Genomic DNA, 19,718 nt, shown 5'->3' with positions numbered 1-19,718 from the left:
AGGGAGCCGTCCGTGCCTGAGACCTGGTCGCACCGAGCTGACCTGGCTGAATCCGCGATTCAAGAGCGCCATGCCGCGCGCGTGTGGGGCGTTCCCAAGACCAACCTCGCGATGGTCACCTGGCCGGCGGGCGCCAAGGACAAAGCGTTCGTGCACTGGCACTACTGGTGGCAAGCACAGTACCTCGACTGCCAGGTCGACGCGGCCCTGCGCCGCCCCACCAAAACGCGCCGCCGCCGCATCGCCGACACCCTGCGCGGCATCCAGCGGCGCAACAGAGGCAAGCTCACCTCCAACAACTACTACGACGACAAGGCGTGGCTCGCGCTCGCATGGAACCGCGCGCTGCAGCTTGACGGCCTCAAGCGCACCAGCGCGCTCGACGGCCTCGAGTTCGACCTCCTCGCCGGCATCGACCCCATCACCGGCGTCCTGCCGTGGAAAACCGGCGAAACCTTCTACAACGTCCCGTCTAACGCGCCGTCCGCGATCGTCTTCTCGCGCACCGGCCGCCTGGACAAATCCCGTCAGATCGTGGATTGGATCTTCGACAACCTCATTACAGAGACGGGCTTGCTTTACGACGGGCTGCGGATGCGCATGAACGGCCCAGAGCTCATCGAAAAGCTCTATACATACAACCAGGGCACAGTGCTGGGCGCGTCCCTGGAGATCGCGCTTGCGCTGCGCGAGGATGTCGGCCTCGACCACGACGAAGCCATTGACTCCTTCGAGTACTCCGAGCGCGCCGACGCGTCGGTGTACTACATCACCCACATCCGCGCGATCATCCAAGCGATCGCGCTCCACCTCGCCAATCCGCAGGGCGTGATCCTCAGCCCGCAGGAGGAGTCCGGCGAAGGAGACGGTGGCATGTTCAAAGGCATTCTTGCGCGCTATCTCGCCGACATCGCGCTGCGTCTGCCGGAGGATTCGCGCGAAAACATCGCCACCAAGAAGATCGCGGCCCGCCTCGTCCTCTCCTCGGCCGAATCGTTGTGGTCGCACCGACTCGAGGTGGATGGCCTGCCGATTTTCCCTGCGGATTGGACGAAAGATGCCCGGCTGCCACACAACTACGGTTTGGGGCCGTCGTCGATAAGCGAAACGATTGGGCTCCTCCGGATCGATGAGCGCGACCTCTCCGTGCAACTTGCCGGCTGGATGCTGCTCGAGGCTGCCGCGGCGATTGAAGCTGCAGATTAGCAGCCGCTGGGGCTCCTGCACGGCCGCGCGCAAAGGGGCATACTGGAACGCGTAAGACGGTTCTCAAGCAGTTTTCCCACGAGGAGGAAACCACATGCCAATTGCAACTCCTGAGGTCTACGCGCAGATGTTCGACGCTGCGAAGCAGGGCGGCTACGCGTTCCCGGCCATCAACTGCACCAGCTCCGTGACCATCAACGCCGCCATCAAGGGCTTCGCCGAGGCGGAGTCGGACGGCATCATCCAGTTCTCTACCGGCGGCGCGGAGTTCGGTTCCGGCTCGGGCGTTAAGAACAAGGTTGTCGGCGCACAGGCGCTCGCTGCGTTCGCACACGAGGTGGCGAAGAACTACGACGTCAACATCGCGCTGCACACCGACCACTGCCAGAAGGAAGTGCTCGACGAGTACGTGCGTCCGTTGATCGCCATCTCGCAGGAGCGCGTTGACCGCGGCGAGCTGCCGCTGTTCCAGTCCCACATGTGGGACGGTTCCGCTGTGCCGATCGATGAGAACCTGGAGATCGCGCAGGAACTGTTGCAGAAGGCGCACAACGCGAACATCATCCTCGAGGTGGAGATCGGCGTCGTTGGCGGCGAGGAGGACGGTGTCGAGGCGAAGGCCGGCGCGAACCTCTACACCTCCGAAGCGGACTTTGAGAAGACTATCGACGCCCTGGGTACCGGCGAGAACGGCCGCTACCTGCTGGCCGCTACCTTCGGCAACGTCCACGGCGTGTACAAGCCGGGCAACGTGAAGCTGCGCCCGGAGGTGCTGGACATGGGTCAGAAGGTCGCGGAGCGCAAGCTCGGTCTCGAGGCCGGCGCGAACCCGTTCGACTTCGTCTTCCACGGCGGCTCCGGCTCCGAGAAGGAGAAGATCGAGGAGGCGCTGGGCTACGGCGTGGTGAAGATGAACGTGGACACCGACACCCAGTACGCGTTCACCCGCCCGATTGTCACCCACATGTTCCAGAATTACGACGGCGTGCTGAAGATCGACGGCGAGGTGGGCAACAAGAAGGTCTACGACCCGCGCTCCTACATGAAGAAGGCAGAGCAGGCCATGTCCGAGCGCGTCATCGAGGCGTGCCAGGACCTGCACTCCGTGGGTAAGTCGGTTTCGAAGTAAAACCGACTAGAGTTGTAAAGCGCCGGCGCCGACAAGGCCGGCGCTTTTCTCATGCCTGAGCACCCGAAACCGCAAATGCCGAGTCCGGAGAACCCGCTCGGCCCGCTGAACCCGCCTGATCCCCTGGACACCCCGCCCAAGGCCCAGAAGAATCGCCGGCGCCGCCCGCAGCGGATGAGCACGCGCGAACGCCTCAAAGCTGTCGACGTCTCGCTGCAAGCGCGTCTCAAGCGCGTCCGCCAGCGGTTGCTGCCCATCCTGCAAACCAGCCTCGCCTCGGGCCTCGCGTACTGGATTTCCAAGGATCTCTTCGGCCACCCACGGCCGTTCTTCGCGCCAATCGCGGTGATCCTGGTCATCGGCATCACCAGCGGCGACCGCGTGACCAAAGCAGTAGACATTGCGATTGGCTGCATCCTCGGCGTCCTCGTCGGCGACGTCATCTTCTACCGCCTCGGCGACGGCGCCTGGCAGATCGCGCTCATCGTCTTCGGCAGCTTGGTCTTAGCGTCCTTCCTGTCTAAATCGGTGCTGCTGAACAACCAAGTCGCCATCGGCTGCATCCTCATCGCCACGATCATGCCGCCGGGTGCCGAGGTCACCGGCCTCGACCGCACCGTCGACGCATTCGTCGGCTGCAGCGTCGCGTTGCTCACCCTCGCCATCATCCCGCAGGGGCCCATGACCTCCGCGCGCTCCGAGATCGCCCAAGTCATGAGCCTCATGAGCTCAGTGCTTGACGATGTCGCCGAAGGCCTCAGCACCACTGACCCCGAATCCATCCGCGAAGCGCTCGATCTCATCCGCGGCTCGCAAACCCGCATCGACTCCATGTCCGCCGCCGTGCAGTCCGGCCAGGAAACCGCCGCGCTGTCGCCGTTCCTCTGGGGCCGCAAACGTCAGCTCAGCTCCATGTCCGCCGTCATCCCGGCAGTGGACAACGCCGTGCGCAACACCCGCGTGCTCGCGCGCCGCGCCCTGGTCATCTGCGAAGACAGTGACACCGTCAGCGAAAAGCAGATCGAGCTTATCGACGCCCTGTCCAACGTCGCCCTCGAACTCTCCGCGCTCTACGAGGTCAATTCGCAGAAAGTGCAGGCCCAGGTCATTCCGCGATTGGTCCAGGAGCTGCGCAGCGTCGCCCAGGATTCCGGCATGGACGTAGTGGAAGGTGCGGTTGAAGGGGCGGCCGATAAGCCTGTGCTTGCTGCTTACGCGATTCTTGCGCAAACCCGTTCGATGACCGTGGACATGCTGCAAGTGTGCGGCATGTCGCGCGAGTCTGCGTTGGCTGCGCTGGCGCCGACGTCGACGACGCCGAATGTGCCGCCGGAGACGTTCGACTTCGACTAGCCGGTATCTCAACTAGTCGGCACCAATGGGCTGCATTAAGGTTCGGCTTATGGATAACGTTTCGGTCTGCATTTGCGCCTACAACCCTGGTCCGCTGCTGGTGTACCAACTGCGAGCTGTGCTGCGGCAGCTGCAGGACGGCGATGAGCTGTTGCTTATCGACGATGCCTCGACCGACGGTAGCGTCCAGCGTGCCGTAGAGGAAGTGGATGGTTCGGAGCGCATCACCCTGCTAGTGAACGAGAAGAACCTTGGGCTGCCCGGATCGCGTAACCGGGCAGTGGAGAACGCGACATTTGACCGCATCGTATTCTGCGATTCGGACGACATCGTCGCGCCCGGCTGGCTGGACGCGATGCGTGTGCATCTTGATGATCACAAGTTTGTCGGGTGCAAGATGGACATCGTGGCCAACAACTCGGCCGCGACTGTGACTACGCTGCCCCACTCACCGACAGAGCACGGGTTGCCGATGTGGCACGGTGCCTTCCCGTACGTGGTGGGAGCTGGCTTTGGTTTCCATCGCGAGGTCTTTGAGGCCACCAACGGCTTCGATGAGGAGTTCACCGCGAGTGAGGACGTTGTCTTCAGTATCCGGGCAGGCCTGGCTGGGTATGAGCCCCACTACGCGGAGGACTCGGTGGTGTACTACCGGCTGCGGCCTTCCCTGCGGGCTATTTTCAAGCAGAACCGTAATTACGGCTTCGGCGATGTCATGGTCACGGAGAAGCTCGGCGCCGAGAGCGAGGAATTCCGTACCACACTGCGGCAGGCGGAAGAGGCCGCGGGACCGAAGGAGATCACGGGTTCCGTAACGCCGCAACGTATCGTGCGTGCAGTAGCGAACCGTATCGGCCGGCTTCAGGCGAAGCGCCGCTAACCTCGTCCCGCACTCGCGTTGCGGGCGACACCCATGCATAGCAAAACCCCGACCGGGAAATCCCGATCGGGGTGAATGCTTTCGGCTAACGCCTTGCTAGCACTGTGTTAGTTCAGTGCTACCTCAGTGTGCCTAGCGCAGGTCAGCGTCACCCGGCTGGCCCGGCTCGCGGCCCTCAACGATGCCGTCGGTCTCGAAGCGCTCCTTGCGGACCTCCTCGGAAACACGCTCGGTGCCCTGAACGGTATCCTTCTCAAGGGAAACCTTCTCAACCGGCACGGAGTCCTTGGACACGTTCACGCGGTCCTCGTGGAGGGTGACGGATGCTTCCTGCTCGCCGATGTTGCCGTCGTAGTTCGCGCGGTCTGCATCGGTGATCGGCTCGCGCACAACGCGAACCTCTTCGCGCTCAACCGGAACCTCAACGGTCTCGGTCTCGTTGACAACGTACTTGCGCAGGCGAACCTGGCCGGACTCAACGCGGTCGGTGGAGACGTTGAGCTGCTCCTCGGAGCGGATGATCTCACCGTTCTCGTTGGTTCGAGCGGCAGCCTGGTCGCGGTCTGCGAACTCAGCGCGGTCACGGTCAGCGAACTCTGCACGGTCGCGGTCAGCGTACTCGCCAGCAGCGTAGCCAGCGCCAGCGCCTGCACCTGCTGCAGCGCCGTAGCCAGCACCGGTCTCGTAGGTGGTGACATCCTGGGTGTCGGTCAGGCCGTAGTGGCGGTAGAACGCCTCCTGATCCTCGGTGGTGAGGTGGCCGTTCTCGTCCAGATCCGGAGCGTCCTCGATACGCTCCTTCGGGAATGCGAGGTGCAGCTCGCCGTCACGCAGGGTGTGGCCACGCAGCGGAACGATGGAGTCGCCGCCGCCGAACAGGCCGTGGTTCACAGAAACGAAGTCCGGCTGGCCGGTGGTGTCGTTGACGTAAACGTCCTTCACGCCACCAACCTTGTCGCCGTCAACGTCGTATGCGGTTGCGTTAGCCAGATCCTCAATGCGGTTGTAGTCAGCCATGATTTCTCCTAAGTAAGTGAGTAATTGAAAGTCCGCCCGAAACTTCCGGGCGGCTTCCCTCTCGGGAACGAGTCCCAACCTAGCCACGTTCTGCAACCAACCGCCGGGCCTAGCTGAATCAAACAAAAGTTCGACCGACAGAAATCGAAACTTCAGGTACGGCAATCAAGGCTAGGTCTACCTGCAGGTTCACATTTGCTTATCGACGCCTCCGTGCCCCCGAACCTCCCCATTCCATTGCGAATCGGTAACGGGACGCCAAAGATTGACTGAAAAAGCGTGCATGTGATCTTTATCACAGTAGGGAAAATCACGGGATTCGGACGCTCTGGATGTCGCGCAGGTGGCGATAAAAGGTTGCGCGGTTCACCTGCCGCGGCTTCCGAACGCCGTCCACAACCACCGTGATGTTCTCCCCGCCCGTCTGAACCGCCCGCCCCGTAAGCACCCTCGAGCCATCGGTCTGACCTGCGGGTACCTGCTTGCCTCGTGCGAGCCATGCCAGGCCGGGTGTGGAGCTGAACCACTCGAGCTGCTTTGGAGAGTGAGATGGATGAGAACCTACGAGAGGCCCGTCAAGCGGAGTGACTAGTGGGGTGCAAGCGAGGCCGGGAGCGGTCATGGTGGGCACAAGTCGCGCACCGAACTGGCCAAAGAAGCGTGCTGACTCTTTGGCCCCGTCTCGGAACACCAACGTTTCCGAATCCACAACGATTTCACCGACGAATTCGTCTCTGCCGTCCCCGTGAAATATCTCTGCCGAACCAGCGACCGTCTCACCGGAATCAGTGCGCACACACGCGGCCGGCATTACCGGCGCCTCAACGGCAAAAGCGGCTGGGTTCTCGGCGGGCACGCCCCAACAAACCGCGGCGGGGGAGTTGTGGTCAGCTGGGATGTAGGCCACCTCCACCCACATGTAATCAGCGCGCATCATGCGGGTGAGCACTGCGCTTAGGGCGGCGTCCGTCCCCGAGACGATGATGCGGAGGCGTTCGTCCGGTTGCTGCGCGGCAAACTGCGGCTCACCAAGGTAGGCGACATCTGGGCGGGATTGGATGTCGGCGAGGGACGGCGTGTCGTCGCTAAGCATGCACTCTTTGGCAACCGAATCGAGAAACCGCAAATCCTTGCGCGTCGGAACTTGTGGCAGCTCCACTCGCTCAGTGCCGGGGATGCTCACGTCGGTGGCGCACGCACAATGAATCAGACGCATAAGCCGCACGCTACAATAAGCGCGGTTCAGTCCCTTATATAAGGAGCAATGAAATGTCCGCCATCGTGATCGTCGGTGCCCAGTGGGGCGACGAGGGGAAGGGCAAGGCCACCGACATCCTCGGCGGCAGGGTCGATTACGTGGTGAAGCCCAACGGCGGCAACAACGCGGGCCACACTGTGGTGGTGGGCGGTGAGAAGTACGAGCTGAAGCTCCTTCCTGCCGGCGTGCTTTCTGAGAATGCGACTCCAATCCTGGGCAACGGCGTGGTGGTCAACCTCGAGGCGCTTTTTGAGGAAATCGACGGCCTCGAGGCCCGCGGTGCCAACGCTTCTCGTCTGCGGATCTCCGGCAACGCGCACATGGTCGCGCCGTATCACCAAAACCTCGACCGGGTTCAGGAGCGCTTCTTGGGCAAACGCGCGATTGGTACCACCGGCCGCGGCATCGGTCCGACTTATGCTGACAAGGTTGCGCGCGTGGGGCTCCGAGTGCAGGACATCTTCGACGAATCCATCCTGCGCCAGAAAATTGAGTCCGCGCTCGATGTGAAAAACCAGATGCTGGTGAAGATGTACAACCGCCGCGCGATCTCCGTGGACGAGACAATGGAATACTTTCTCAGCTACGCCGATCGACTCAAGCCGATGGTCATGGATGCCGAGTATGTACTGAACCAGGCGCTCGACGATGGCAAGCACGTGCTCATGGAGGGCGGCCAGGCGACCATGCTCGACGTCGACCACGGGACGTATCCGTTCGTCACCTCCTCGAATCCGACCGCTGGTGGTGCCTGTGTCGGGGCGGGCGTCGGTCCGACGAGGATCACCGCGGTGCTGGGCATCGTGAAGGCGTACACCACCCGCGTCGGCGCAGGCCCGTTCCCGACGGAGCTGTTCGACAAGTGGGGCGAGTACCTCCAGGAGGTCGGCGGTGAGGTTGGTGTGAACACTGGCCGCAAGCGTCGCACCGGGTGGTACGACTCGGTGATCGCGCGCTATGCATCGCGTGTGAACGGGTTCACCGACCTGTTTCTGACCAAGCTGGACGTGCTGACCGGCATCGGCGAGATCCCGATCTGTGTTGCGTACGACGTGGACGGCGAGCGTTTTGATGAGATGCCCCTGACCCAATCCCAGTTCCATCACGCAGAGCCGATCTTCGAAACGATGCCCGCGTGGGACGAAGACATCACCGGCTGCACTGACTTCAACGAGTTGCCGCAGAAGGCCAAGGACTACGTCCTCCGCTTGGAGGAACTCTCCGGCGCACCGATCTCCTACATCGGCGTTGGCCCAGGGCGTGATCAAACGATCGTGCGTCACGACGTTATGACGCGTTAGTTAAACAGGCGAAGTCCACTTCTTGTGGTGACCCAAATTGGCCACATAGTTTTAGACCAAAGCTCTATTTGAATGACATTTGAGCCGTAACGTCCACGCTCACGCTTCTCCCAGTTCCATTTCTGCCAGGATCCCTGTAAGTTGATTCCATAACTTCTTGGTCATCTTGGGGTTCCGCAACCCCGTTTCCCAACCAGCAGAAAATGGTTCTTCGAATGGATTCTCTTCCCAGGAATACGCACGTGCCTTCAGGGCGGAAAGCTCTTCTCGTTATCCTGACCGTGGTCGCTGTTCTTGCGGCTTGCGTAGGCGGCGCTCGCCAACTTCCGACGGCGGGAGCGCAAAATGCTGCGCCTGTCCAGTTTGGTCAGCCGTCCGTGTCTACGACGGGCGGAAGTCCCATTGCGGAAGGGACTCAGTTGACTGGCAATGATCGCGTCAAATTGACCTTTCCGTGGACTGCTCAAGGGTCGATCCAAGATGGGCAAACGATGACAATCGCTTTCCCGAATGAGATTGCCCTTCCGGGTAGCAATGATCCGATCCCGTTTAGTGTTGGTGGCAATAAGGCTGGCGAGTGCAGGGTTGATGCCGACACTCAAACGCTGAATTGTCGTTTCAACGACTCCCTATCGCGACTGGATGCCGTTTCCGGTTCCATCTCTCTGAATGTAGGGCTGAAAGAAGCGCCAGGTCCGGATTGGGAGTTTGAAACGGAGCCGGGGACCAGCCCGTTATCGCTGGCAATTCCCGGTGGCTCCGTCGCTAAGTACGTTCTACCCGCCGGAAAAGAAAACATTTTCTCGAAGTACGGGAACATCGAGTACAACGAGAATCCGAGGAGCATTGACTGGACCATCATTCTGCCCTCGGAAAGCTTCGTGGATAACGACAACCCCGCCAATGAAGTCGTGATCACAGACAAACTCACTTCCGCCAACCACGATTACGTAAAACCAAACGGGGCCTTCGTTGCGTACGTCTACCAGCAAAACCCCGATCTTTCGACTGAGGTTTGGCCAAATGCGGACGTGACTTTGGCTGATGATGAGCGCGGCTTCACAGCGACGGTCACTCCTCCCGCTGGTGGTTGGAAGCCAGGTTGGGATCTTAAGGTGAGCTACAAGACCGAATACAACGGTGATGGTTACCCGAGCGATGCTGAGGGATTTAATAACGGAGCGCAAGCGCGGATTTCCGACAGTGCAGGCAATGTGCAAACTGATGTTGCCACGGATCGCAACCTTGAAAATCACACCTACGACTCGGCCTCTGCCGCCAATAGTCAAGGCGTTAAACAGGGGGCCTTTGAGATTAGCAAGGTTCTCGAAGGTGATGCGGAATGTGTGGATAGGCTGAGCTCTCAGGCATTTACGGTTCAAATTGCCCTCGATGTAAGGGACTCCGCAAATCCCAATTTCAGTTTTCTCAAGACCGCAGAGGCTACCGGGGGGCAACCTGCCGACGGTGTTTTCGTCTACCAACAGCAGGTCCGTTCTGACGTGGCGGTGAAGGGATACGAATCGCTGCCAGCAAATACAAAGATCACCGTTGAAGAGATTGAACCAAAGATCGAAGGTTTTCAGTTCGGTGTACCTAGCTGGAGCACCGCAGAAGGCGAAATACCCGAAGGTAACGCTGTCATGGTTGGCGGCGACGGCGTAGAAAACATTGCTCTAACTCTAACTAACAAGGTTTTGAACTGTCCGGAGCCGACCAGCGAGACGGAACCGACCAGCGAGACTGAGCCGACCGAGCCGACCAGCGAGACGGAACCGACCAGCGAAGCTGAGCCGACCGAGCCGACCGAGCCGACTGAGCCGACTGAGCCGACTGAGCCGACCAGCGAGGCTGAGCCGACCAGCGAGACCGAGCCGACCAGCGAGACCGAGCCGACCAGCGAAGCTGAGCCGACCGAGCCGACCAGCGAAGCGGAACCAACCAACGAGACGGAACCGACCGAGCCGACCGAGCCGACCGGGCCGACCAGCGAAGCTGAGCCGACCGAGCCGACCAGCGAGACGGAACCGACCCCGACCAGCGAAGCTGAGCCGACCGAGCCGACCGAGCCGACCGAGCCGACCAGCGAGACGGAACCGACCCCGACCAGCGAAGCTGAGCCGACCGAGCCGACCGAGCCGACCAGCGAAGCTGAGCCGACCGAGCCGACCGAGCCGACCAGCGAAGCTGAGCCGACCGAGCCGACCAGCGAAGCTGAGCCGACCGACGAAACATCCCCGCGTGCCACCACGCCTGAAGAGCTTCCGGATGATGGAAATGGGACGGGTCAACCGGTGTCTCCGGTTCCACCGACCGGCGGGGCAACGACCACGGCCACCAGCGCAGCCGATACCAACGGCTCTGGTGGAAAACCGGGTGCTCCTTCCACGACTGACGCGCCCGCGCTGCCGACAGGAATTCCTGGTCAGCCTGCACCGGGTGGCGATACTGACGGTTCGAGCGTCAGCCCCTGGCTGCTGCTCATCCCGTTAATCCCGGTCGTCCCAGCAGTGTTGTGGCTACTTGCACAAAAGGGGTCGTCCAACCCGCCTGCTCCGGTCGAGCCTGCACCGCAGCATCCGGAAGAAGTGCAGCCAGCTCCGGGCCAGCCGGTACAGCCTGGTCAACCCGTACCTGGCCAGCCTGCTCCGGTCCAGACCACTCCGGGCCAGCCGGGCCAGCCGGTACAGCCTGGTCAACCCGTACCTGGCCAGCCTGCTCCGGTCCAGACCACTCCGGGCCAGCCGGGCCAGCCGGTGCAACCTGGTCAGCCTGGACAGAGCCAACCTGCCCCGGGTAAGCCGGTTCAGCAGCCAGCGAAACCGGGCGAGCGTCAGCAGATCAAGTCTGTGCCGTCAGGGGCAACGGAGCTGACTGGGGGAGTGGAGCGCTTCATCGCGTAGCCTCAACCGAAAGCGACAAAGAGACCGCAGCATGTTCGTGCAGCGGTCTCTTTCGTTTTGGGCGCCGCAGCAAGTGGAAAGCTGCGCCGGGATGCCGGAGTGCTTGTTGATCGGTCACTGATCGGGGGTGATTTGGGGAGGGGATTTGAGAAGTGGGGTTCGCGTGGGCGTCGTTAAGCAATGGCCCTAGCTGGGGGTTCAGAAAACCTTGGAATTTGCTTACGATTGTTATTGCATTTCTTCAGGCATTGCCACATAATTGTCCGGTCACTGCTTAAGGTCTGAAAATTTGATTCCATTTACTGACCTTGAACTGACCCCTAGACGAATGTAGAGGAGAGCCGCGTGAACTTGAATAGCGCGTATGCAGGCCGCCCCGGCCTGAAGAGAATGCTGATTGCCGTGGTGACGGTAATCGCGCTTGTGGCGACAACGATGTTTGCCATTAAGAACGCGCCGACCGCTGGTGCACAGGATGCTGAGCCGACGGCGGGCGCATCGGAGACTCCAGCGGCAGAGGCGTCGCAGGCCGGTGAAGCCTCGAAGTCCCAGACCCCGGAACCGGCTGCGGAAAAGCAGGCTGAGGGTGGTGCTGCGCCCGAGACTGGTGCAGCAGCCGCTTCCGAAGCCGCGGACAGCTCGTCCGCCGCGGCTCCCTCGTTTACGGGGCTGAAGCCGACGGATAACTCGAAGGTGGCCATCACCAGCATCGCCATCACTGAGGGTGAGGGTGCGAAGAAACGCGGCGACGGCGCGCTGTACCAAAACCAGCCGGTCGGGGTCAAGATCGAGTGGGAGGCAATTGGCCAGGTGCAGGAAGGTGACTCCTTCACGCTCAAGTTCCCTAAATTCTTCCCCCTCACCTCTGCAATCGAGGCAAAGCTTGTCGACGACACGAGCGACCTCGACGGCGGCAACTGCGTCCTCACCGACCAGTTCACCTTGACCTGTACCTTCAACGACAACTTCAAGAACAAGGACCAGGTTCACGGCACCGTAGCCTTCCAAGGTCAGCCCCGTGCGAATGAATCCGGCACCGTAGACATCGAGATCACCGACGGCGCGAAGGCGCAGCCTCGCACCCAGACCGTGAACATGCCGAAGGTCATCCCGGATCTGACCCGCACCCCGGAAAGCGACTTCCGCAAGGCTGGCGAGGTGCAACCAGACGGTAAGACCATCGAATGGGAGGTCTGGATCCCGTACGGTCTCTTTGCAGACCAAGACAGCATTGTCATCACTGATTCGCTCACCGGCAGCCACGCATACAGCGGCTCCTACAACGCCATTCAATACGGCGAGAACTGGACCGGCGCAGATGCGTTCCGTCTCCCGGATGCAAGCATCGACGCCAAGATTGCTGAGGACAAGAAGCAAGCGACCTTCACCATCCCGAAGCCAGCTGACGGCTGGAAAGAGGGTTGGGACCTGCGCTTCTGGTACCGCACTACCTACACCGGTGAGGGGCTGCCTGCACTCGGGACGACCTTTGGTAACACGGCATCTGCGTTTGACAAGACTGCCGAAGGCACTGCCGCATACAACGCGGCCATCAATGCGACCATTCATGGCGTTGACCGCGGCTCCTTCGAGCTGACAAAGGAACTCGACGGTGATGATCGCTGCGAGAAGGAAATCGCCGGCCAGGAATTCACCGTTCAGGTGACCCTGAATGTGAAGGATTCTGTGAACCCGCGCTTCGATTTCCCTGGCACCAAGGAAGCTAAGGGCGGCGAGGCGAAAGACGGCGTGTTCACCTACACCGACAAGCTGGTTGTGGGTACTGCGCTGAAGGGGTACGACTCCCTGCCGAAGAACTCCACAGTCACTATAAGTGAGGTCGAGCCGGCTGAGGTCGAAGGTGTCGAGTGGAAGCCCGTGCGCTGGAAGGTCAACGGTAAGGAAGAGACCGGCGACAAGGTCACTGTGACTATCGCAGGTGAGCAGGCCCAGAACGTAGCGGTGACCATTATCAACCCGTACACCTGCGAGCCGCCGACCCCGCTGACCCCGCTGGCCCCGCCGACCACTTCCCGCGAAACCACCACTTCGACCGAGCCGACCACGTCCCGCGAGACGACCACTTCGACCGAGCCGAGCTCCTCTAGCGAGACCACCACTTCGACCGAGCCAGGCTCCTCCACCGAGACCACCACTTCGACCGAGCCAGGCCCCTCCACCGAGACGACTCCGTCCACCGAGACGACGCCGACCACTCCGGGTGGGTCCAGCGACGCTAGTTGGCTGCTGCTTCTCCTGCCGCTGATCCCGCTGGTGCCCGCAGCGCTCTGGTTCCTGGGCCAGGACGCTCCAAAGCCAACCCCGGCTCCGGCACCTGCCCCGGCTCCGAAATCTGAACCGGCATCAGCACCTGCTCCGGCGCCGAAGTCCGAACCGGCACCGGCCCCCGCACCGGCACCCGCGCCCGCACCGGGCCAGTCCACGCCGGCGAAGAAGCCTGCCCCCGCACCGGCTAAGCCGGGCGAGCGCAAGCAGATCAAGTCCGTGCCGTCCGGCGCGACTGAGTTGACCGATAGCGTCGAGCGCTACATCGCGTAAGCCGCTCGGTAAGCTGCCATGGAGGCCCAGCACGTAGTTGCTGAGGCCTCTTTTCGCATTCCAATACCCGCCAGCACCCTCGCGAAATCGACCTAGACCAAATCTTCGCGTAATCTACACAACCGTGTCAAAACGCCCCCTCGCGATCGCGGCCGCAATCCTTGCCGCGCCGCTGCTGCTCGCAGGCATCTCCAGCCAGACGCCTGGTGACCTCACGCATCCGTACCGCGACCGCGGCGAGCGTTTTGAGTCCAACTATGGTTTCCCCACCGTCAACTGGGCGGGCTACGAATGGGGCGTCCGCGAGACCAATTCCACGATCCACTGGGGTGATCCCCAGGCGGAGGACCCCGCAGACGGTCAGAAGAAGTGGGTTCAAGGCGCAACCGTCCAGCCAAACGGCGATCTCAGCATCCGCACTGAAGGCATTGCGGGCGGCGTCGAGCTCAACCTCGTCGAATCCACCGGGTATGGCACCTATACCTTTACGTACTCGGCCGACTTCGACGAGATGGACCCGCATACCGTCCTCGGCATCTTTCCGTACGACATGGCAGAGATGGAGCTCAACACCTACGACGAAGTCCACGTCAACTCCGCCGGCTCCACGGAGCTCGACTTCATCGAGATCAGCCGCTGGGGCGACACATCCCTTCCGCTCCCACGTGGGGGAGTGACTTACTACCCCGACGCCCGATTCAATAACCGTCCCGACGATTACGTCATCGACCGCTTCGACATCCCGCCCGGCCGCCAAACCCTCACCACCGTCGCAGAGTGGGAAGAAGACTCGCTCCGCGTCACCACCACTACCGAGGACGGCACCGTCCTATCCAGTGTCACCAGCACCGTCCGGGTCCCAGAAGACACCGGCACGCAGCAGCTCCGCGTCAATCTTTGGGTCACCAGCAGGAACACAGAGCTTATCGACGGCCAACGTGCCTTCACCACAGCCGAGCCTGCCGAAGTCACCTTCAGTTCCTTTTCTTACAATCCAAAGCGCGCCCGCGAGCCGGCAGAGCAAATCGATGCCGAGTCGGGTGATTTGCCCATTACCTGCCGGATCGGGCTCTTCGGGTGCTAGCTCACTAGCTGTTTTGTCATAGAAGTTGAATCCCGCGACTGCGTACCTTATTCTGACTGAGAAAAAGATAAGCGATCAAAGCGAATCTTAAGGTGAATCTCGTTCCGTTTCCGTCCAGCTCGGAGGCGGTTTCGGGTGTCTTTGGCCAGAAAGGGCATCGTCGATGAAGCAACTGAAACCCATCTCCATCGCGGCAGCAGTCGCCTTGGCTGTCACTCTGGGGGCATACCCCACGCACGCGTCTGCTGACGTGCCGGCGCACATCCAGCGCACCGGTCAACGCTTCAGCACCTCGTATGGGTTCCCAACGTTCAACTGGTCTGGCCATGACTGGGCTGTCCGCCAAACGGATGGTGTCATCGACTGGGGTGGTCCACAGGCTGCGGATCCGGCCGACAACCGAGCGAAGTGGGTGAACGGCGCGCGGGTGCTGCCGAACGGCGATCTGCAGATCCGCAACGAGGGCATTCGCGGCGGCGTGGAGATCAACGCAGTCGAGTCCACCGGCTACGGCACATACACCTTCGAGTACTCCGCCGACTTCAACGACATGGATCCGCACAACGTACTGGGTATTTTCCCGTACGACATGGCGGAGATGGAGCTTAACAAGGCTGCCGAGGTGCACAAGAACAGCCACGGTTCCACCGAAATCGACTTCATCGAGATCAGCCGCTGGGGTCAGGTCTCCCGCCCGCTTCCCCACGGCGGCGTGACCTACTACCCGGACACCCTCTGGGGTCCATCGCGTTACAACATTGACCAGTTCGACATCCCGGCCGGCCAGGTCACCCTCCAGACCATCGCGGAGTGGGAAAAGGACTACCTGCGCGTCGTCACCAAGACCGAGGAAGGCGAAGTGCTTTCCGACGTCACCTCGACCACGCGCATCCCCCGCGACACCGGCACCCAGCAGTTGCGCATCAACCTGTGGACCACCGAGTCCAACAAGTCGTTCTTTGCCGGCAAGCAGGCGTACCAGCACGCCGACGGCGACGAGATCACCTTCCATGATTTCTCCTACTCTCCCGAGATCGGCGTTGCCGCCAACCGGGCTGTAGCGAACCTGCCTATCGAGCAACCTCCGGCCCCGCAGCCGCCAGCCCCAGAGGCTCCGGCCCAAGAAGCTCCAGCACCGCAGCCGCCCGCTTCTCTGCCGTCGGCACCAGCGCCAGCAGCCCCTGCTGACCGCGTTGCTGTTCCCCCAGCCCCGGCACCTGCTCCAGCACCAGAATCTGCTCCAGTTTCAAGCCCTGCGCACGACCCTGCTCCAGCAGCGCCTCCTGCACCGGCACCAGAATCTGCCAGGGAAGACTTGCACGAAAATGTGCCGCAGATCGCCCCTGAATCGGATCTATTCGATCCCGCTACTCAGGCGGCTGCCGATCGAGACGAGGATGTCAAGGCGGCCGAGGATGGCAAGGATAGAAAGCCATCGGATCGTAAGCCGGGACAGGCCACCTTCTACTCTTGGCTGTTCGCTGACCTTAGGAGCTACTTCGGCGCAATCAGCAACCTCTTCATCCGTTTCGGCCGGATGTAGAGAGCCGAGGCGAGATCCTAACCATAAGCAGACTCGCCCATATGGAGCTGTGGGCTCGAGGGCGGGGCCTGGGTCGAGCGGACCGCCCTGCTTACGGGCCTCCAGACCAGGGTGGGGGTGTCCTAGCTCTAATGGCTCCACTGGCCAGACAGGTGTCCTCAACTGGTGTCTTGAGCGGAAGTGGTACCGCTCTTGGGGGGGAAATTGGGGCAGCTACCATCGCGTAACGTTGCATGATGTATCAACACTGTTAAGATTCTGTGAAGTCTCTGCCCTTTGTAAACCTATCTCGGCCAAGGACGGAGCAACTTCCAGCCCACGCTGAAGCCCCTCTCCAGTAATGGCTGTAGACCCGACTCGAACGAAACGGAGTGAACATGAACGATCAGCGTGCAGCCGGCATGTCAGCCGGTCTGCGCCGAACACTCATCGCTTTGGTGACAGTTGTCGCCATAGCGTTGGCGGGTGCGTTCGGCTTGAAACAACTACCGATGGCGAAGGCCGATCCGGTGGACGTCACCATCTCTGATGTGAAAATCACCGAGCATCGCGGCGAGCCAGAGGTCGTCGAGGGCAACGTCGTCGACGTTCGCATGAACTGGGAAGCCAACGGCCCCTTCAATGCAGGTGACACCTTCGAGGTGGACTTTCCGGAGACCTTCAAACCGCAGTCGATCGATTCGTTCGATCTCACGGATGAAAACGGGGCGGTCGGCGGTACATGCTCTGTGGCATCTGGCGCCCAGACCCTGGTTTGTACGCTGAACGAAGAGTTCGTTGGTAAGCAGAACGTCAACGGCCTCATTGGTCTGCGCGCACAGGCCGAGGCTGCCTCTGAAGACGAGGACTTCCCGTTCACCGTCAGGGGCAAGCAAGAGAGCACCCCTGTCGCGAACGTGCCTGGCGGCGTGAAGGAGAAGGGTGAGATCACCGACTACACCGGTGTGGAGAACCTGGAGAAAAGCGCCCACATCGCTTCCCTGAGCGACGAATACCTGATCTGGGACATTCTCATCCCTTATGAGTCCTTCAAGGACGCTGACCAGATCGTGATCACGGACACGATTCAAGGCTCCAACCACAAGCACGTGGATGCCGAGGCACCGGACGGTACTAAGCGTGCGGGCGCAACCCAGCGCGATGCTCAGGACCAGCAGTCGTACATGAACGAGAACTTCGAGATCGTCAGTGACCAAGAGCTGCGAATCACCCTTTCTCCGTTCAAGGCAGGCACCGTCGACGGCAACGGCAAAGAATACGATGGCACCTGGGAAGAGGGGCAGGACATTTACCTGACCTACTGGACCCAGCGCCTGAACGAGGTCACCAAAGAAGGTGACACCTACTCCAACAACATCTCGGTCAACGCTGACGGCAACGTCACTGAAGCCTCCGCCAGCATGTTCTGGAACACCGACGGCTTTGGCACCATTGAAGGTGTCAACACTGGCTCCTTCTCACTGACCAAGACCGTTGAGGTCGAGGGGGAAGAAAACTGCGAGGCCCTCGAGGGTGCTCGCTACCCGGTTAACGTCACCATCACCCTGCCGACAGGCTTCGAGGAGAACATCTACAAGAACAGTGAGGGCCGCGGTAACCGAGACGGCAACGTGATCACCTACACCGATTACGTGCAGGACGGTGCCACCATCACCGGCTACGACAGGTTGCCGGCTGGCACCACCGTCGAGTTCAGCGAGGCGCAGCCGGAGATCGAGGGCGTGACATTCCAGGAGCCCGTATTCTCCGAGCAGAGCGTCACCATCGAGGACGAAAACTCCTCCAACGTCGCCGTCACGCTGACCAACCCGGCGCAGTGCACTCCTGAAACCCCCGCTACCGGCGGCTTCACGGTGAACAAGGTCGTCGAGGGCGTTGACGAAGCAGATGCTGAGGCATTCAACAACATCCAGTTCCCGATCACGGCCGCGATCACCAACGCCGAGGGCGAGTCCCTTGACCCGGTTGAGGGCTCCATCTCTGTAAACGGCGAAGAACTCGCCGGTGAAGCACCGGTTGGTGCAACCGTTGTCATTACCGAGGGTGAACCGCAGGGCGAGCTGCCGGAGGGTTACACCTTCGAAGGCGCGACCATCACCATCGGCGGCGAGGAAGTCAACCAGTTCACCATCGCCGAGGGCGAGGAGACCAACGTCGCCGTCACAGTTACCAACAACTACGTCAAGGACGACACGCCGTCCTCCTCCCCGGAGAGCTCTACGCCGGAGACGTCGACTGAGACCACTTCGGCTACCCCGGGGGAGCCTATTCCGCCGGGTACGCCGTCTGAGTCGACCACGACGCCGGGTACGACGACCACGACGACTGAGTCGACCACGACGACTGAGCCGACCACGCCGTCTGAGTCGACCACGCCGTCTGAGTCGACCACGCCGTCTGAGTCGACCACGACGACTGAGTCGACCACGACGCCGGGTACGACGACCACGACGACTGAGTCGACCACGACGACTGAGTCGACCACGACGACTGAGTCGACCACGACGCCGGGTACGACGACCACGACGACTGAGTCGACCACGACGACTGAGTCGACCACGACGCCGGGTACGACGACCACGACGACTGAGTCGACCACGACGCCGGGTACGACGACCACGACGACTGAGTCGACCACGACGCCGGGTACGACGACCACGACGACTGAATCGACCACGACGTCTGAGTCGACCACGACGTCTGAGTCGACCACGACGCCGGGTACGACGACCACGCCGTCTGAGTCGACTACGACGACTGAATCGACCACGACGCCGGATACGACGACCACGACGACTGAATCGACCACGACGCGCCCGAATGTTCCGGGTGTGCCAGGTGTTCCGGGAACTGGTACGCCGTCGTCGACTCCGAGCTCGACCACGTCGTCGTCTAGCACTACGGCTCCGACGTCGCCGACTCTGCCGACCACGCCGAAGACCCCGGGCGACACCCCGGATGGTTCAAGTGAAGTGCCGTGGTGGCTGGCGCTGATCCCGCTCATTCCGCTGGTTCCGGCTGTGATCTGGTTCCTGGGCAAGGACGGCTCTTCTCAGCCGGCACCTGTCCCAGCTCCGGCCCCTGCTCCGGCACCGGGTCAGCCTGCACCGGGTCAGCCTGCACCGGGCCAGCCTGCGCCTGCCCCAGCTCCGGCCCCTGCTCCGGCACCGGGTCAGCCTGCACCGGGCCAGCCTGCGCCTGCACCGGGCCAGCCTGCACCGGCACCGGGCCAGCCTGCCCCTGGTAAGCCTGCACAGCAGCCGGCGAAGCCGGGCGAGCGCAAGGAGATCAAGTCTGTGCCGTCAGGTGCGACTGAGTTGGTTGATGGGGTTGCGCGCTTCGTCGCTTAGCAATCTCCCTTGAGACCGCATGAAAGCGGGCTGGCAGCAACCACTGCCGGCCCGTTTTCTGCTTGCCGTCCACTAATATCTCTATCCGTTATGGGCGCGCTTCAGCTGAAGCCGTCCAGTAGACCTTTAACCCCG

Annotated in this window: 12 protein-coding genes; 10 read left to right on the top strand and 2 right to left on the bottom strand. The window is 61.6% G+C overall.

From position 1 onward, the window contains the following. The first annotated feature begins 12 nt into the window (after positions 1-12). The 4 genes from CGLAU_RS11010 (at position 13) to CGLAU_RS10995 (ending at position 4,568) form a co-directional block, all read left to right on the top strand. Positions 13-1,206 carry a glycoside hydrolase family 76 protein gene (locus CGLAU_RS11010; RefSeq protein ID WP_095660741.1) on the top strand — a complete coding sequence of 398 codons (1,194 nt, stop codon included), beginning with the start codon at positions 13-15 and terminating at the stop codon, positions 1,204-1,206. A 94-nt stretch (positions 1,207-1,300) separates the two neighbouring features. Further along, a complete protein-coding gene (gene fbaA, locus CGLAU_RS11005; protein WP_095660740.1) occupies positions 1,301-2,335 on the top strand; it encodes a class II fructose-bisphosphate aldolase in 1,035 nt (344 codons plus the stop codon). 51 nt (positions 2,336-2,386) lie between these two features. Further along, on the top strand, positions 2,387-3,688 hold the full coding sequence (locus CGLAU_RS11000; protein ID WP_332461813.1) for an FUSC family protein: 1,302 nt from the start codon (positions 2,387-2,389) through the stop codon (positions 3,686-3,688). A gap of 49 nt (positions 3,689-3,737) precedes the next feature. Further along, positions 3,738-4,568, top strand: a complete 831-nt coding sequence (locus CGLAU_RS10995) for a glycosyltransferase family 2 protein (RefSeq protein WP_157731370.1) — start codon at positions 3,738-3,740, stop codon at positions 4,566-4,568. A gap of 132 nt (positions 4,569-4,700) precedes the next feature. Here the strand turns inward: CGLAU_RS10995 and CGLAU_RS10990 are convergent, their stop codons facing one another. Both CGLAU_RS10990 and CGLAU_RS10985 read right to left on the bottom strand, forming a co-directional pair. Next, positions 4,701-5,585: a PRC and DUF2382 domain-containing protein gene (locus CGLAU_RS10990; protein ID WP_095660738.1), complete on the bottom strand. Its 885-nt coding sequence runs from the start codon at positions 5,583-5,585 to the stop codon at positions 4,701-4,703. 310 nt (positions 5,586-5,895) lie between these two features. Further along, complete coding sequence (locus tag CGLAU_RS10985) at positions 5,896-6,801, bottom strand: hypothetical protein (RefSeq protein ID WP_095660737.1); 906 nt, start codon at positions 6,799-6,801, stop codon at positions 5,896-5,898. A gap of 53 nt (positions 6,802-6,854) precedes the next feature. Between CGLAU_RS10985 and CGLAU_RS10980 the strand changes: the two genes are divergently transcribed. The 6 genes from CGLAU_RS10980 (at position 6,855) to CGLAU_RS12325 (ending at position 19,583) form a co-directional block, all read left to right on the top strand. After that, positions 6,855-8,144 carry an adenylosuccinate synthase gene (locus tag CGLAU_RS10980; RefSeq protein ID WP_095660736.1) on the top strand — a complete coding sequence of 430 codons (1,290 nt, stop codon included), beginning with the start codon at positions 6,855-6,857 and terminating at the stop codon, positions 8,142-8,144. Positions 8,145-8,347: 203 nt separating this feature from the next. After that, a complete protein-coding gene (locus CGLAU_RS10975; protein ID WP_332461812.1) occupies positions 8,348-11,047 on the top strand; it encodes an Ig-like domain-containing protein in 2,700 nt (899 codons plus the stop codon). Between the two features lie 345 nt (positions 11,048-11,392). Continuing rightward, positions 11,393-13,606, top strand: coding sequence for an Ig-like domain-containing protein (locus tag CGLAU_RS12330; protein ID WP_157731368.1), 2,214 nt, complete (start codon positions 11,393-11,395; stop codon positions 13,604-13,606). 124 nt (positions 13,607-13,730) lie between these two features. Continuing rightward, the gene (locus CGLAU_RS10965; RefSeq protein WP_095660734.1) at positions 13,731-14,690 is read left to right on the top strand and encodes a hypothetical protein; all 960 of its coding nucleotides are present in this window, start codon (positions 13,731-13,733) and stop codon (positions 14,688-14,690) included. Between the two features lie 163 nt (positions 14,691-14,853). Further along, positions 14,854-16,233, top strand: a complete 1,380-nt coding sequence (locus CGLAU_RS10960) for a hypothetical protein (RefSeq protein WP_095660733.1) — start codon at positions 14,854-14,856, stop codon at positions 16,231-16,233. A 377-nt stretch (positions 16,234-16,610) separates the two neighbouring features. After that, the gene (locus tag CGLAU_RS12325; protein ID WP_157731366.1) at positions 16,611-19,583 is read left to right on the top strand and encodes a DUF5979 domain-containing protein; all 2,973 of its coding nucleotides are present in this window, start codon (positions 16,611-16,613) and stop codon (positions 19,581-19,583) included. Positions 19,584-19,718 lie beyond the last annotated feature (135 nt).

The organism is Corynebacterium glaucum (genome assembly GCF_002287505.1).
GTDB classification, from domain to species: Bacteria; Actinomycetota; Actinomycetes; order Mycobacteriales; family Mycobacteriaceae; genus Corynebacterium; species Corynebacterium glaucum.
Note: the sequence above shows the minus strand (reverse complement) of the source record. Positions and strands in the feature narration are given on the sequence as shown.

Bases quoted from the DNA above. Each gene is read 5' to 3' on its own strand.
- fbaA (WP_095660740.1), top strand. From the start codon at position 1,301: ATGCCAATTGCAACTCCTGAGGTCTACGCGCAGATGTTCGACGCTGCG.
- CGLAU_RS11000 (WP_332461813.1), top strand. From the start codon at position 2,387: ATGCCTGAGCACCCGAAACCGCAAATGCCGAGTCCGGAGAACCCGCTC.
- CGLAU_RS10995 (WP_157731370.1), top strand. From the start codon at position 3,738: ATGGATAACGTTTCGGTCTGCATTTGCGCCTACAACCCTGGTCCGCTG.
- CGLAU_RS10990 (WP_095660738.1), bottom strand. From the start codon at position 5,585: ATGGCTGACTACAACCGCATTGAGGATCTGGCTAACGCAACCGCATAC.
- CGLAU_RS10985 (WP_095660737.1), bottom strand. From the start codon at position 6,801: ATGCGTCTGATTCATTGTGCGTGCGCCACCGACGTGAGCATCCCCGGC.
- CGLAU_RS10980 (WP_095660736.1), top strand. From the start codon at position 6,855: ATGTCCGCCATCGTGATCGTCGGTGCCCAGTGGGGCGACGAGGGGAAG.
- CGLAU_RS10975 (WP_332461812.1), top strand. From the start codon at position 8,348: ATGGTTCTTCGAATGGATTCTCTTCCCAGGAATACGCACGTGCCTTCA.
- CGLAU_RS10960 (WP_095660733.1), top strand. From the start codon at position 14,854: ATGAAGCAACTGAAACCCATCTCCATCGCGGCAGCAGTCGCCTTGGCT.
- CGLAU_RS12325 (WP_157731366.1), top strand. From the start codon at position 16,611: ATGAACGATCAGCGTGCAGCCGGCATGTCAGCCGGTCTGCGCCGAACA.